At 64.4% G+C, this 13275-nt stretch carries 14 protein-coding genes; 4 read left to right on the top strand and 10 right to left on the bottom strand.

The window, feature by feature from the left end; translation table 11 throughout:
• Positions 1 to 22 precede the first annotated feature (22 nt).
• The 6 genes from grxD to purC are packed head-to-tail and all read right to left on the bottom strand — an operon-like array spanning position 23 to position 4577.
• A complete protein-coding gene (grxD, locus tag Q7V31_RS12270) occupies positions 23 to 361 on the bottom strand; it encodes a Grx4 family monothiol glutaredoxin (RefSeq protein ID WP_304734746.1) in 339 nt (112 codons plus the stop codon).
• 41 nt (positions 362 to 402) lie between these two features.
• On the bottom strand, positions 403 to 639 hold the full coding sequence (locus tag Q7V31_RS12265; protein WP_304734743.1) for a BolA family protein: 237 nt from the start codon (positions 637 to 639) through the stop codon (positions 403 to 405).
• A 30-nt stretch (positions 640 to 669) separates the two neighbouring features.
• Complete coding sequence (gene purL, locus Q7V31_RS12260) at positions 670 to 2889, bottom strand: phosphoribosylformylglycinamidine synthase subunit PurL (RefSeq protein WP_304734741.1); 2220 nt, start codon at positions 2887 to 2889, stop codon at positions 670 to 672.
• On the bottom strand, positions 2886 to 3554 hold the full coding sequence (gene purQ / locus Q7V31_RS12255) for a phosphoribosylformylglycinamidine synthase subunit PurQ (protein WP_304734739.1): 669 nt from the start codon (positions 3552 to 3554) through the stop codon (positions 2886 to 2888). The genes purL and purQ overlap by 4 nt, the downstream gene beginning before the upstream one ends.
• Before the next feature lie 2 nt (positions 3555 to 3556).
• Positions 3557 to 3802, bottom strand: a complete 246-nt coding sequence (purS, locus tag Q7V31_RS12250; RefSeq protein WP_304734737.1) for a phosphoribosylformylglycinamidine synthase subunit PurS — start codon at positions 3800 to 3802, stop codon at positions 3557 to 3559.
• 13 nt (positions 3803 to 3815) lie between these two features.
• Positions 3816 to 4577, bottom strand: a complete 762-nt coding sequence (purC, locus tag Q7V31_RS12245; RefSeq protein WP_304734735.1) for a phosphoribosylaminoimidazolesuccinocarboxamide synthase — start codon at positions 4575 to 4577, stop codon at positions 3816 to 3818.
• Between the two features lie 318 nt (positions 4578 to 4895).
• On the opposite strand from purC, the gene Q7V31_RS12240 reads away from it, so the two are divergent.
• Positions 4896 to 5213 (top strand): DUF1476 domain-containing protein, encoded by a 318-nt coding sequence (locus Q7V31_RS12240; RefSeq protein WP_304734733.1) that lies wholly within the window; start codon positions 4896 to 4898, stop codon positions 5211 to 5213.
• A gap of 18 nt (positions 5214 to 5231) precedes the next feature.
• Here the strand turns inward: Q7V31_RS12240 and Q7V31_RS12235 are convergent, their stop codons facing one another.
• Positions 5232 to 5717, bottom strand: a complete 486-nt coding sequence (locus Q7V31_RS12235; RefSeq protein ID WP_304734730.1) for a PAS domain-containing protein — start codon at positions 5715 to 5717, stop codon at positions 5232 to 5234.
• 137 nt (positions 5718 to 5854) lie between these two features.
• Positions 5855 to 6556, bottom strand: coding sequence for a TetR/AcrR family transcriptional regulator (locus Q7V31_RS12230; RefSeq protein WP_304734729.1), 702 nt, complete (start codon positions 6554 to 6556; stop codon positions 5855 to 5857).
• 89 nt (positions 6557 to 6645) lie between these two features.
• Between Q7V31_RS12230 and Q7V31_RS12225 the strand changes: the two genes are divergently transcribed.
• Together Q7V31_RS12225 and Q7V31_RS12220 are read left to right on the top strand one after the other, a co-directional pair.
• Positions 6646 to 8601 carry a pyrroloquinoline quinone-dependent dehydrogenase gene (locus Q7V31_RS12225; protein ID WP_304734726.1) on the top strand — a complete coding sequence of 652 codons (1956 nt, stop codon included), beginning with the start codon at positions 6646 to 6648 and terminating at the stop codon, positions 8599 to 8601.
• Positions 8602 to 8678: 77 nt separating this feature from the next.
• The gene (locus Q7V31_RS12220; protein WP_304734724.1) at positions 8679 to 9458 is read left to right on the top strand and encodes an enoyl-CoA hydratase/isomerase family protein; all 780 of its coding nucleotides are present in this window, start codon (positions 8679 to 8681) and stop codon (positions 9456 to 9458) included.
• Between the two features lie 3 nt (positions 9459 to 9461).
• Here Q7V31_RS12220 and Q7V31_RS12215 read toward each other — a convergent pair whose 3' ends face one another.
• Both Q7V31_RS12215 and purB read right to left on the bottom strand, forming a co-directional pair.
• Positions 9462 to 10184: a histidine phosphatase family protein gene (locus tag Q7V31_RS12215; protein WP_304734722.1), complete on the bottom strand. Its 723-nt coding sequence runs from the start codon at positions 10182 to 10184 to the stop codon at positions 9462 to 9464.
• A gap of 63 nt (positions 10185 to 10247) precedes the next feature.
• The gene (purB, locus tag Q7V31_RS12210) at positions 10248 to 11591 is read right to left on the bottom strand and encodes an adenylosuccinate lyase (protein WP_304734719.1); all 1344 of its coding nucleotides are present in this window, start codon (positions 11589 to 11591) and stop codon (positions 10248 to 10250) included.
• A 192-nt stretch (positions 11592 to 11783) separates the two neighbouring features.
• Here purB and Q7V31_RS12205 point away from each other — a divergent pair, with 192 nt between their 5' ends.
• Positions 11784 to 13274 carry an amidase gene (locus tag Q7V31_RS12205; protein WP_304734717.1) on the top strand — a complete coding sequence of 497 codons (1491 nt, stop codon included), beginning with the start codon at positions 11784 to 11786 and terminating at the stop codon, positions 13272 to 13274.
• Position 13275 lies beyond the last annotated feature (1 nt).

The raw sequence follows: 13275 nt of genomic DNA, 5'->3' as shown, positions 1-13275 counted from the left end.
TTTGCTGTTGGCGCCGGAAGGATCAGGCCGCCTGCGTCTCGATGCCCTTGGCGGCGAGATAGTCGCGCAACTCACCCTGTTCGAACATTTCGCGGACGATGTCGCAGCCGCCGACGAATTCACCCTTCACATAGAGCTGGGGAATGGTCGGCCAGTCGGAAAATTCCTTGATACCGTTGCGGATGTCGTCGTCCGCCAGTACGTCGATGCCCTTGAAGGGGACGCCGAGATAGGTCAGCACCTGCACGACGGCATTCGAAAAGCCGCATTGCGGGAAAACAGGCGTGCCCTTCATGAAGAGCACCACGTCGTTATCGCTGACTTCCGTCTTGATGCGATCGAAGACCGGGTTGTCGCTCATCTGCTTCGTCCTTTCACGGCGCGTCTCGCCGGCGTCTCGTGTCAATCCTGCGGCGCGCTGGTCTGCAGCGCCAATGCGTGAAGTTCGTTGCCCATACCGCCTTTCAGGGCGCTATAGACCATCTGATGCTGTTGCACCCGCGTCTTGCCCTTGAAGGCGGCCGAGATGACGTTGGCGGCGTAGTGGTCGCCGTCGCCCGCCAGGTCGCGAATGTCGACGATCGCGTCGGGGAGCGCTTCCTTGATCAAGCGTTCGATGTCCGAGGCGGTCATGGCCATGTCAGCGCGTCTCCCGGTTCATGGTGGCCCTCAAAGTTCGGCGCCTTCGGCCATATAGGCCGGCAGCCAGCCTTCATGCGCAACACCAAGTTCCACCAATGATATGGGAGTGGCACCCGCCAGTGTCAATTCGCTGCCGCCAGTGACGCCGATCCGCGCGGCCGGCACACCGGCTTGCGCGGCGCGGGCCATGAAGCTTTCCGCGTCTTTTTCCGGCATTGTGACCAGATACCGGGCCTGATCCTCGCCGAACGCCCAGGCGTGCAGAGGCAGGGCGGTTTCGGGCTTCACGCGCGCGCCGATGCCGCTGGCGATGGCCATTTCGGCCAGCGCGACAAAGACGCCGCCATCGGAGAGGTCGTGTACGGCGGTAAGGTTGCCGGCGCGGATCTCGGTGCGGACGAAGTCGCCGTTGCGACGTTCGACGGCGAGGTTAACCGGTGGCGGTGCGCTTTTGTCGTCCGACTTTCCGGCGATGTCGCGCAAGTAGATGCTCTGGCCGAGATGGCCTTTCGTTTCGCCGACGAGAATGATCGCCTCGCCTTCGGCCTTGAAGGGGATGGTGGCGCGCTGTGCCACGTCGGGGAGCAGGCCGACGCCACCGATCGTCGGCGTCGGCAGGATGCCCTTGCCGTTGGTCTCGTTGTAGAGCGAGACATTGCCCGAGACGACCGGAAAGTCGAGCGCCCGGGAGGCTTCGCCGATGCCCTGAATGCAGCCGACCAGCTGGCCCATGATCTCCGGCTTCTCGGGATTGCCGAAATTGAGATTGTCGGTGATGGCGAGCGGTTCGGCGCCGACGGCGGTGAGGTTGCGCCAGCATTCGGCGACGGCCTGCTTGCCGCCTTCCACCGGATCGGCGGCGCAATAGCGCGGCGTCACGTCGAGCGAGAAGGCGAGGCCTTTTTTCTGCCGTTCGACGCGGATCACGGCGGCGTCGCCGCCGGGGCCGACGGCGGTGTTGCCCTGGATCAGATGGTCATATTGTTCCCAGACCCAGCGGCGCGAGCACATGTCGGGCAGGCCGATCAGGCGCGCCAGCGCTTCGCCGACATCGCTGGGCGCCGGTGCGCTGGCGGGAGACAGGGTCTCGGGCTTCGCGGTGGCAATCCAGGGGCGGTCATATTCCGGGGCCTGATCGCCCAGCTCCTTGATCGGCAGATCGGCCATGACGTCGCCGTGACGGCGCACGCGGAAGCGCAGATCGTCGGTGGTCTTGCCGATGATCGCGAAGTCGAGGCCCCATTTGACGAAGATCGCCTCGGCGTCTTTCTCCCGCGCCGGGTCGAGCACCATCAGCATGCGCTCCTGACTCTCCGACAGCATCATTTCATAGGCGCTCATACCGTCTTCGCGGCAGGGCACCTTGTCGAGATCGAGTTCGACGCCGAGGTTGCCCTTGGCGCCCATTTCGACGGCGGAGCAGGTCAGGCCCGCCGCCCCCATATCCTGGATGGCGATGACGGCGCCCGACGCCATCAGTTCGAGACAGGCTTCGAGCAGCAGCTTTTCGGAGAAAGGATCGCCGATCTGCACCGTCGGCCGCTTTTCTTCGGTTCCCTCGCCGAATTCGGCCGAGGCCATGGTTGCGCCGTGAATGCCGTCGCGACCGGTCTTCGAACCGAGATAGACGATCGGCAGGCCAACGCCCTTGGCTTCCGAATAGAAGATCTTGTCGGCGTCGGCGAGACCGGCCGCAAAAGCGTTGACCAGGCAATTGCCGTTGTAGCTCGGATCGAAATTCACTTCGCCGCCGATGGTCGGCACGCCGAAGGAATTGCCGTAGCCGCCGATGCCGGCGACGACGCCCGAGACGATATGGCGGGTGCGCGGATGTTCGGGCGCGCCGAAACGCAGCGCGTTCAGGGCTGCCACCGGGCGCGCGCCCATGGTGAAGACGTCGCGCAGAATACCGCCGACGCCGGTCGCCGCGCCCTCATGCGGTTCGATGTAGGAGGGATGGTTGTGGCTTTCCATCTTGAAGATGATCGCCTGTCCGTCACCGATATCGACGACGCCGGCATTTTCGCCCGGGCCGCAGATGACGCGCGGGCCGGTTGTCGGCAGTGTGCGCAGCCATTTCTTCGACGATTTGTAGGAGCAGTGCTCGTTCCACATGGCCGAGAAGATGCCGAGTTCGGTCAGCGTCGGCTCGCGGCCGATCAGGTCGAGGATGCGCTGATACTCGTCGGGCTTCAGACCGTGCTCGGCGATCAGTTCCGGAGTGACAGGAACGACATTCGGGATCACGCCACAGCCTCCAGCACGCTTTCGAAGAGCGCGCGTCCGTCGGTCGCGCCGTTCAGCGGTTCAATCATGTTTTCGGGATGCGGCATCAGCCCGAAGACATTGCCGCGTTCGTTGAGAATGCCGGCGATGTCGTTGAGCGAGCCATTGGGGTTGGTGCCTTCGGCATAGCGCAAGGCCACGCGGCCTTCGCCTTCGAGCCGCGCCAGCGTGTCGGTGTCGGTGAAATAATTGCCGTCGCCATGCGCGACCGGGCAGTTCCACACCTGACCGCGCTCGTATTTGCGTGTGAAGTCCGTCTCGGCATTGACGACCTGCAGCTTCACATGACGGCAGACGAATTTGAGGCCGGCATTGCGCATCAGCACGCCGGGCAGCAGGCCCGCCTCGCAAAGGATCTGGAAACCGTTGCAGACGCCGAGAATGCGAACGCCCCTGTCGGCCGCCTTCGCGATTGCAGGCATGATGTTGCCACGCGCGGCGATGGCGCCGGTGCGCAGATAATCGCCATAGGAAAAGCCGCCCGGCAGCACGACCAGATCGACATCCGGCAGGTCGCGTTCGGTGTGCCAGACGGCATGCGGCTTGACGCCGGTGATCAGTTCGAGCGCGTAGAGCATGTCGCGCTCGCGGTTCGATCCGGGGAAGACGACGACGGCGGACTTCATGCTCACTTCTCGTCGAGCTCCACCGCGTAATTCTCGATCACGGTGTTGGCCAGAAGCTTCCTGCACATCTCGTCGATGGCGGCGGCGGCCTTGGTCCGGTCTTTCTCGGCCAGCTCGACCTCGATGAACTTTCCCTGCCGCACGCTTTCGATGCCGGAAAAACCCAGCGCGCCCAGTGCGCCCTCAATGGCTTTTCCCTGCGGGTCGAGAACGCCGTTTTTCAGCGTGACTTTGATACGGGCCTTCATGCGTCGTCGTTCCTCACTTCACCAGCTTGGGGCCGCTGCGTTTTGGTTCGTTCTCGAAGAGAATGCCGAGGCGGCGCGCCACTTCCTGATAGGCTTCGATCAGACCGCCCAGGTCGCGGCGAAACCGGTCCTTGTCGAGCTTGTCGTTGGAGCGGATGTCCCAGAGCCGGCACGAGTCCGGGCTGATCTCGTCGGCCAGCACCACACGCACCATGTCGCCTTCATAGAGGCGCCCGAATTCGACCTTGAAGTCGACAAGACGAATGCCGACACCGAGGAAGAGCCCGGTCATGAAATCGTTGATCCGCAGCGACAGGGCCATCATGTCGTCGATTTCCTGCGGCGTCGCCCAGCCGAAGGCGGTGATGTGTTCTTCCGACACCATCGGGTCGCCGAGTTCGTCGTTCTTGTAATAGAATTCGATGATCGAACGCGGCAGCGCCGTGCCTTCCTCAATGCCGAGGCGTTTCGACAGCGAGCCGGCGGCGACGTTACGCACCACGACTTCGCAGGGGATGATCTCGACCTCGCGGATCAGTTGCTCGCGCATGTTGATCGAGCGGATGAAATGCGTCGGCACGCCGATCTCGTTGAGGCGCGTGAAGATGAATTCCGAAATCCGGTTGTTGAGGACGCCCTTGCCCTCAATGACGGCGCGCTTCTGGTTGTTGAAGGCGGTCGCGTCGTCCTTGAAGTGCTGGACAAGCGTGCCGGGCTCGGGGCCTTCGTACAGCACCTTTGCCTTGCCTTCATAAACGCGTCTGCGCCGGCTCATGTCGTGAATTCCAATCGGTTGGCCCGGAAAGCTGAGCGGAGGGAGCGCGAAGAGCGGTTGCGGAATCGGCTCTTCGGCGTGCGCAAGTTAACGCAAGGCCGGGGGCGATACAATGCGCCTCTGGCGCCGTTTTGCCGCGCTGCAAGGTTTCGGGAAATGCCCGAAAAATCAGCATCTTAGCCATTTCGTCGCAGCGCCCCGCCGCGTCCCCGATCGCGGTTGATTTGAAAGGGCCGGGCGGCTATGCCTAGAGCCAGTTTTGCGCCGCTGCGGCCCTTCCCGCCGGCCCCTGACCTTTGAACGGAGTGACCCGGTCCCATGTCCACCTTCGACAAGCGCCAAGACGGTTTCGAAAAGAAGTTCGTCCATGACGAGGAGCTGCGTTTCAGGGCCAATGCGCGCCGCAACAAGCTTCTGGGGCTGTGGGCCGCGGGTCTGCTCGGCAAGTCCGGCGCGGAAGCCGACGCCTATGCGCAGGACGTGGTCACCTCGGACCTCAAGGAAGCGGGCGATCAGGATGTGTTCGACAAGATCCGCGCCGATTTCGATGCAGCCGGCGTCGAACAATCCGACCACCAGCTTCGCCGCACGATGGACGAACTGATGGACGAAGCGATCCGTCAGCTTCAGAGCTGAGGCCGGTCGCCGCCCTCATTACATATCCGGGAAAATCGAGATGCTGCCGAGCAGCAGCATGTCCTGCGGCGTTGCGCCTTCGATCGGCAGATGCAGGATTTCGAGGCTCAGGAAATCGCGGTTGATGCCGCAGAGCCGTCCTTGCGTCGCATGGACGATGCGTTCGCGTGTGACCTGCCGGTAGACCTCGGCATTCTCGGCCACGCAATCCGGCTGATAGAGGTCTGAAATCGCCATGCCGGTCGGATCGAAGCCCAGCCAGCCCGTCAACTGCGTGCCGATCAGCCTGAGCCGCCAGTCGGCGCCTTCGGGATCCAGCGGCTCGAGCACGAAGACGCTGGGCAGCAACGCGCTCATGGCGCGGCAGGGAAGATCGGCCCGGCTCAGCAGGCGGTCGCCCTGCCGGTGATGGCGCCAGAAATCGAGCAAAGCCTGAGATTGCGGATGCTGCGGCGTCTCGATCGGCGTCACATCCGTTTCGATGCGCACAGCGTCAGCCGGCAAGGACTGCGGGTCGTTGTGCTTTCGAAGGCTGGCAAACATTGCTGGGGGTGCCCGTTCTGACGGCAATTCAGTTCATAATGTCGTCCCCAAAGCGATAAGAAGCCCTTAAAGCGCTTCGACTTGTGGCCAAAATGGCGCTAATTGCCACCCGCGGCGGCCAGAACGACGGCGGCAAAGCTTTCTGTGGCGGTTTTCCGGGCCCCGGCCTCGTCGAGCCCGTCGATCAGGTTGGCGGGCGTCTCCTTCATTCGGTGCATGGCCGCCCAGGCGATGATCTCGATGGCAAGGCGCGCCGCCAGCCGTATCGCTGCATTCGGCGTGCCGGTCCGGCCGGCCGCCTTCAGCGCCACGGCGGCAATGTCGTCGCGGTAGTGGCCGCGCATGTCGGTGGAGAGCAGGGAGTCGAACGCCGGTATCTCGCGCGCGCAGTGATCGAGCAGCCAGATGGCGCGACGCGCCTCGTGCAGCATGTCGTAGAGTTCGCCGCCAATGGCGACCAGCGTTTCGTGGCCGGGCCGGGCGCCGGGAGCCCGCGCCGCGCGCAGCGCGGGCCATTCGGCCACTTCCGCCACCCGCGCCGCATAGACCGCCACCGTCTCCTCGATTCCGGGATCGGTGAGGGGCAGGGCGAGTTTGTCGAGCGGCCGGTCGCAGACCCTCAGGATGGCGAGGTGAAACAGTGCTTCCTTGCTGGCGACATAGAGATAGAGCGTGCCGGCCGAAACGCCTGCCGTCCGCGCCACGTCGGCCATCTGGGTGCGTTTGATGCCCATATCGGTGAAACAGGCCACTGCGGCCTCGGCGATGTCCTCCAGTCGATTCCCGGCCTTGCGTCTCATTTATCTCCCCTTGTGCCGCGGCTCCAAAAGGCCGGGCGGGACCGATTTCGTCAAGCCGCTTGCATCCATCATGAAAGGGTATTATATGAATGAACCATTCATTTAACAAGGGGTTTCCGATGTTCCCGCGGCACTCTGTCTTCGGCGTCCTGATCTCTATGTGCCTGGCCGTCCCGGCAATGGCGGCGGGCTGGAGCCATTACGGCGGCGATGCGGGCGGCCAGCGCCATTCGACGGCGGTGCAGATCACGCCCGTCAATGTCGGCAAGCTGAAACCCGTCTGGACCTACCGGACCGGCGACATGGAGACCCGTGCCGACGACATGAAGTACTCGGCCTTCGAAGGGACGCCGATCCTTGTTGCCGGATCGCTGATCTTCTGTTCGCCGTTCAATGAGGTCATTGCCCTTGATCCGGGCACCGGCGCCGAAAAATGGCGCTACGACCCGAAAGTGACGACCGGCTACCGGCCGGCCAATCAGTTCGTCTGCCGCGGCGTCACGCCATGGACGGATGCCGAGGCAGCGCCCGGCGATCTCTGCGCGACAAGGCTTTTCATGGGCACGGTCGACTCGCGCCTGATCGCGCTCGATGCGCCGACGGGGCAGCCCTGTCTCGGTTTCGGCGCCGACGGCGAAGTGCGCATCGATCCGGGTATGGATCTCATCTGGCCGGGCGAATTCCACATCACCTCGCCGCCCGCCGTTGCGCGCGGCGTCGTCATCATCGGCTCGGCGATCAGCGACAACCGCCGTGTCGATGCGCCGAAAGGAACCGTTCGCGCTTTCGATGCGCGCAACGGCAAGCCGCTCTGGGATTTCAATCCGGTGACGCGCGGCGCGAAGGATCATCCCGAAGACTGGCCGCGCGGCGTTGCGGCGCGTACCGGCCATGCCAATGTCTGGGCGCCGATGTCGGCCGACGAGGCGCGCGGGATGTTCTTTCTGCCGACATCCTCGCCCTCGCCCGATTTCTTCGGCGGCTTGCGTTCGGGCGACAATCGTTATTCGAATTCCGTCGTGGCGCTCGAAGCGGCGACCGGCAAAGTGCGCTGGCATTTCCAGACCGTGCATCACGACGTCTGGGACTACGATCTGCCGGCGCAGCCGAGCCTCGTCACGCTGACGCGCGACGGCAAGCCGCTCGACGCGGTGGTGCAGGTGACCAAGCAAGGCTTCGTCTTCGTTTTCGACCGCGACACCGGCAAGCCGGTTTTCGAAATCGAGGAGCGTCCGGTGCCGCAGGACGGCGCGGCGGGCGAGTTCCTGTCGCCGACGCAGCCGTTTCCCGTTGCGCCGCCACCGCTGGTGCCGCAGACGCTCTCGCTGGACGATGCTTGGGGCCTCACATATTGGGACCGCAAGGCGTGCCGCGAAAAGATCGCCGCCGCGCGCTCGGAAGGCCTCTACACGCCGCCTTCGGCGCAGGGCACGATCATGTATCCCTTCACCGGCGGTGGCGCCAACTGGGGCGGCATGGCGTTCGATCCTGAAAGCCAGCTCATGTACATCAACACCAGCCGCGCCGCGCATCTGATCACGCTGGTTCCGTCCGAAAACTACGAAGCCGCGAAGGCTGCCGAGCCGAACGAGGAAATCTCGCCGCAATTGCCGACGCGCTGGGCCGTCAAGCGCGAGCTTGTGCTGTCGCCGTTGGATCTTCCCTGCAATCCGCCGCCCTGGGGCATGCTGACCGCGGTCGATCTTTCCGATGGCACGATCAAATGGGAAAGCGTGCTCGGCACGGTGCGCGATCTCGCGCCGTTGCCGCTGCCGCTGAAATGGGGCACGCCCAATTTCGGCGGACCCGTCGTCACGGCGGGCGGCGTCGTCTTCATCGGCGCCGCGATGGATGATTATCTGCGCGCTTTCGATGCGGCGACGGGCGCCGAACTCTGGAAAGGCCGTCTCCCCGCCGGCGGGCAGGCGACGCCGATGACCTATGAATGGCAGGGCCGCCAATATGTCGTCATCGCGGCCGGCGGTCACGCCCGCGCCACGACGAAGCTTGGCGATTCTGTCGTCGCCTTCGCGCTGCCGGAATAGCCCGCATTCCGCTTGTCATCGTCCCGCGCCTCCCCGCACAATCGTTCGACAAGAACAACAAAGGGGAGGCGCGGGCCATGACCGCTTACAACAACGTCACCATCGAGAAAAAAGGCGCCGTCGCGCTGGTACGCTTCGACCGCAAGGGCGCGCGTAACGCCTTCAATCAGGAAACGATCCTCGAACTCACCGATGTCGCCCGCCGCTTCCAGGACGATCTCGACACGCAGGCGGTCGTTCTCACCGGCACACGTGAGGCTTTCTCCGGTGGCATCGACCTCAAGGAGCGCGCGACCCGCGCGGTAACGGCCGGCACCGATCTCGAGCTGCGCCAGACCTATTATCGCGGCGTCCGGCTCTGCCAGGCCTGGGAAGACATGCCGCAGATCACGGTCGCGGCCATCGAGGGCATGGCGGTCGGCGCCGGCGTCGCGCTGCCGCTGGCGCTCGACTGGCGCGTCATGGGCAAGGGCGCCTTTCTCTATGTGCCGGAAGTCAAGATCGGCATCAACCTGCAATGGGGCGCGCTGCCGCGCCTGATCACATTGGTGGGCCCAGCGCGTGCCAAGCGCATCTGCATTCTCTGCGAGCGCATGAGTGCCGAGCACGCGCTCGACTGGGGGCTCGTCGAGGAAGTCGCCGAAGACGGCCATGTGGTCGAAAAGGCGATGGCGCTTGCCGCCGCCGCCGCGTCGATGCCGGCACCCGCCGTGCGCATGGTCAAGGAAGCGGTCAACGCGACCGCCTATGCGCTCCACAAGGTGGCGAGCTATGCCGATGCCGACCAGAGCCAGCTTTCGACCAATTTCCGCTCGGCGCAGGAAGAGAGCGACAAGTTTGTGAAGGGCAAGAAGTAGCGCTCAGACGACAGTCTTCGGTTTCAGCCGCGTTGCGATCTGTTCCAGCGATTGCAGGTGGTTGCCTTCCTTGACCACGTCATAAACGGCGATGTTCATCGCGCGCACCGACTTCCGAACGATCTCGCGCGTTTCCGGATGTTCGTCGAAATCGATGACGTTGAGGCAGCAGGTGTTCTGGTCGATGGCGGCGAAGGTTTGCAGGCCGGTGCCGAAGGCCCAGCCGATGACGAGGCGGTTGATGCCGCCATGCGCGACCAGCGCCAGCGTTTCCCATTCAGGTTCGGCGATCAGCGTTTCGAGCGCCGCCGTCACCCGCGTGTTCACTTCCTCGAAGCTGTCGCCGCCATTGTAGCGCGCGCCCGGTTCATGCGCGCTGCGGAAGGCATAGGCGATGTCGTTGAGATCGGTGATCTTGTCGCGGAATTGAGGATTGCCCTGGAACTCGACGAAACCGGCATGGCGTTCGACCGCCAGCCCGCGGCCGGCAAGGATCAGCTCGGCCGTTTCGACCGAGCGCGGAAAGGCGGAGGCGACCGCGCGGTCGAAAGGGATGGCGGCGAGCGCCTTGCCGGTCAGCGCCGCCTGTTCGCGGCCCCAGTCGGTCAGCGGCACGGCGGTCGAGTCGGCCACCCGGTTGCCCTTGTCGTCGACATAGGAAACGTCGCCATGGCGAAAGAGATAGATGCGGCGGCGGCGCGCGCCGTCGAAAGCGGTACGAAGCATGGGAACCCCCGGGGAATGACAATCCGCGCAGTATAGGCCGGATTGTGACGGCGCGGTGAAGCCTTACTCCGCCGCCTTGCCCTTTTTGGCGGCCGCCATCGCTTCCTTGCCGAAGACGCGGGCGAAGATCGTGTCGACCTGGCGCGTGTGATAGCCGAGGTCGAACAGCGCCTCGAGGTCGGCATCCGACAGCTTCGCCGACACATCCTTGTCGGCTTTCAGCAGTTCGAGGAAGTTGCCTTCGCCGCGCCACACCGGCATGGCGTTGCGCTGCACGAGGCGATAGGCGTCCTCGCGGGCAACGCCCTTCTGCGTCAGCGCCAGCAGCACGCGCTGCGAATGCACCAGGCCGCCGAGCTTGTCGAGGTTCTTCTGCATCTGCTCAGGATATACGAGCAGCTTGTCGATGACGCCGGTCAGGCGGTTGAGCGCGAAGTCGAGCGTCACCGTCGCGTCCGGGCCGATCATGCGTTCGACCGAAGAATGCGAAATGTCGCGCTCGTGCCAGAGCGCCACGTTTTCCATCGCCGGGATCGCCATGCCGCGCACGAGGCGGGCAAGCCCGGTCAGATTTTCGGTCAGCACCGGATTGCGCTTGTGCGGCATCGCCGAGGAGCCCTTCTGGCCTTCGGAGAAAAACTCCTCGGCTTCGAGCACTTCGGTGCGCTGCAGATGACGGATTTCGGTGGCGAGCCGCTCGATCGACGAGGCGACGACACCGAGCGTTGCGAAATACATCGCGTGGCGGTCGCGCGGGATCACCTGTGTCGACACGGGCTCGACTTCGAGGCCGAGCGCTTTGGCGACATGTTCTTCGACGCGCGGGTCGATATTGGCGAAAGTGCCGACCGCGCCCGAAATCGCGCAGGTTGCCACTTCCTTGCGCGCCGCGACCAGGCGTTCGCGGCAGCGTTCGAACTCGGCATAGGCCTGCGCCATTTTCAGCCCGAAGGTCACGGGCTCGGCATGGATGCCGTGGCTGCGGCCGATGCAGACTGTGTCCTTGTGCTCGAAGGCGCGGCGCTTGAGGGCGGCCAGCAGCGCGTCCATGTCGGCCAGCAGAATGTCGGTCGCGCGCACGAGCTGCACGTTGAAGCAGGTGTCGAGCACGTCCGACGAGGTCATGCCCTGATGGACGAAGCGCGAATCCTCGCCGATGAATTCGGCCAGATGCGTCAGGAAGGCAATGACGTCGTGCTTCACCTCGCGCTCGATCTCGTCGATCCTGGCGACGTCGAAGACCGCCTTGTCGCCGCGTGCGCGGATATTCTTTGCCGCTTCCTTCGGGATCACGCCCAGTTCCGCCAGCGCCGCGCAGGCGTGCGCCTCAATCTCGAACCAGATGCGGAACTTCGTCTCGGGTTCCCAGATGGCGACCATTTCGGGCCGCGAATAGCGGGGGATCATCGGCGCCTCTCGGGCTTGGAAAAACCGGTCTTGCAGGAATGCGCAGGGTGTAGCACTTGGACACCCGGCGCTCAATAGCAGGCCGGGATGGGCTGGAAAGTGCCCGAATCTCTTTCATTTCCGTCGTTCGCCGCGCTACCCTCCCTCTCAAGCCGCGACAGGCGGCAGCGAACATAAAGGGAGGATTTGGGCATGGGCAGGCAGCTTTCGCGCCGGCATTTTCTGAAATCGACGGCGGCGACGGCCGTGGTTGCAGGCGCTTACGGCGCCGGCTTCCGTCCGGCGCTGGCCGCGCCCGATCTGGCGCGGCTCGATGCGCTGGCACAGGCCGATCTGGTCGCCAAGGGCGAGACGAGCGCGCTCGAACTGGTCGATGCCGCCATTGCCCGCATCGAAAAAGTCAATCCACAGGTCAATGCGGTCGTCACCGAGCTTTACGACCGCGCCCGCGCGGCGGCGGCGGGTCCGCTGCCCAAGGGTCCGTTCACCGGCGTTCCCAATCTTGTGAAGGACCTCGACAATCTCAAGGGCACGCGCGTCACCTCTGGCTCGCATCTCTTCGCCAAAAACATCTCGCAAGAGACCGACCCGCTGATCGCCGCCAATGAGGCGGCCGGCTTCGTCATGGTCGGCAAGTCCAACACGCCGGAATTCGGCCTGCTCGGCACCACGGAATCGCTGCTTCTCGCGCCCTGCCACAATCCGTGGAACCTCGAACATTCCTCCGGCGGTTCGTCGGGTGGCGCGGCGGCGGCGGTTGCGGCGGGCATGGTGCCGCTGGCGCATGCGACCGATGGCGGCGGTTCGATCCGCATTCCGGCATCGTGCTGCGGCGTCTTCGGGTTGAAGCCGAGCCGTGGCCGCATTTTTACCGGCGAGCGTAACCTGCCGGGCGATATCGGCGTCCAGCATTGCGTCAGCCGCTCGGTGCGCGACAGCGCAACGCTTTTTGCGGTCACCGAGATGACAGGCGAGGGCGCCACCTTCGCGCCGGTCGGCCGCGTCACGGCGCCGGGCAAGAAGCGGCTCAAGATCGCCTTCGACACGATGAGCTATTACGGCACCGAGCCCGATGCCGACGTCAAGGCGGCGCTCGAAGAGACGGCGAAGCTCTGCGCCGATCTCGGCCATGAAATCATCCCGGCCCGCAATCCGGTCGAGGGCGAGCCCTTCATCGACGCCTTCCTGACCGTCTGGGCGTCCGGTCCCTCGCATCTCGTCAAGCTGGCGAAGGAAAACGGCCTCGATCCCAACGAGGTGCTCGAGCCCTGGACCAACGGCCTTGCGGCCTTTTTCGATGCCATGCCCGGCGATGCGATGGAAAGGGCGCTGGCGCAGTTCGCGGCGGCGACGGCGCAGGTCAATGCCTTCATGGCCGATTACGATGTCTGGCTGACGCCGATGCTGGCCTCGGCGCCGCCGAAGCTCGGGCAGCAGGACCCCCGCGTGCCCTTCGACACGCTTTACGAACGCACCATCCGCTATGTGGCCTATACGCCGCTCCACAATGTCGCCGGCACGCCGGCCATGTCGGTGCCGCTGTCGTGGAACGACAAGGGCCTCCCCATCGGCTCGCAATTCGCCGCGCCATTGGGCGGCGAAAAGGTCTTGTTCGAACTCGCCTTCGAGCTCGAACAAGCCCGTCCGTGGGCGGACAAATATGCGCCGGTCTTTGCGGGGTAGG

Source organism: Parvibaculum sp., from assembly GCF_030651915.1.
Taxonomy (GTDB): Bacteria; Pseudomonadota; Alphaproteobacteria; order Parvibaculales; family Parvibaculaceae; genus Parvibaculum.
The sequence above is the reverse complement of the archived record's forward strand: the minus strand, read 5'-3'. Positions and strand labels throughout refer to the sequence as shown.

Excerpts from the sequence above, each read along its gene's own strand:
- Q7V31_RS12225 (WP_304734726.1), top strand. The coding sequence starts at position 6,646 with ATGAACCATTCATTTAACAAGGGGTTTCCGATGTTCCCGCGGCACTCT.
- purQ (WP_304734739.1), bottom strand. The coding sequence starts at position 3,554 with ATGAAGTCCGCCGTCGTCGTCTTCCCCGGATCGAACCGCGAGCGCGAC.
- purS (WP_304734737.1), bottom strand. The coding sequence starts at position 3,802 with ATGAAGGCCCGTATCAAAGTCACGCTGAAAAACGGCGTTCTCGACCCG.
- Q7V31_RS12220 (WP_304734724.1), top strand. The coding sequence starts at position 8,679 with ATGACCGCTTACAACAACGTCACCATCGAGAAAAAAGGCGCCGTCGCG.
- grxD (WP_304734746.1), bottom strand. The coding sequence starts at position 361 with ATGAGCGACAACCCGGTCTTCGATCGCATCAAGACGGAAGTCAGCGAT.
- Q7V31_RS12240 (WP_304734733.1), top strand. The coding sequence starts at position 4,896 with ATGTCCACCTTCGACAAGCGCCAAGACGGTTTCGAAAAGAAGTTCGTC.
- Q7V31_RS12265 (WP_304734743.1), bottom strand. The coding sequence starts at position 639 with ATGGCCATGACCGCCTCGGACATCGAACGCTTGATCAAGGAAGCGCTC.
- Q7V31_RS12230 (WP_304734729.1), bottom strand. The coding sequence starts at position 6,556 with ATGAGACGCAAGGCCGGGAATCGACTGGAGGACATCGCCGAGGCCGCA.
- purB (WP_304734719.1), bottom strand. The coding sequence starts at position 11,591 with ATGATCCCCCGCTATTCGCGGCCCGAAATGGTCGCCATCTGGGAACCC.
- Q7V31_RS12205 (WP_304734717.1), top strand. The coding sequence starts at position 11,784 with ATGGGCAGGCAGCTTTCGCGCCGGCATTTTCTGAAATCGACGGCGGCG.
- Q7V31_RS12215 (WP_304734722.1), bottom strand. The coding sequence starts at position 10,184 with ATGCTTCGTACCGCTTTCGACGGCGCGCGCCGCCGCCGCATCTATCTC.
- purC (WP_304734735.1), bottom strand. The coding sequence starts at position 4,577 with ATGAGCCGGCGCAGACGCGTTTATGAAGGCAAGGCAAAGGTGCTGTAC.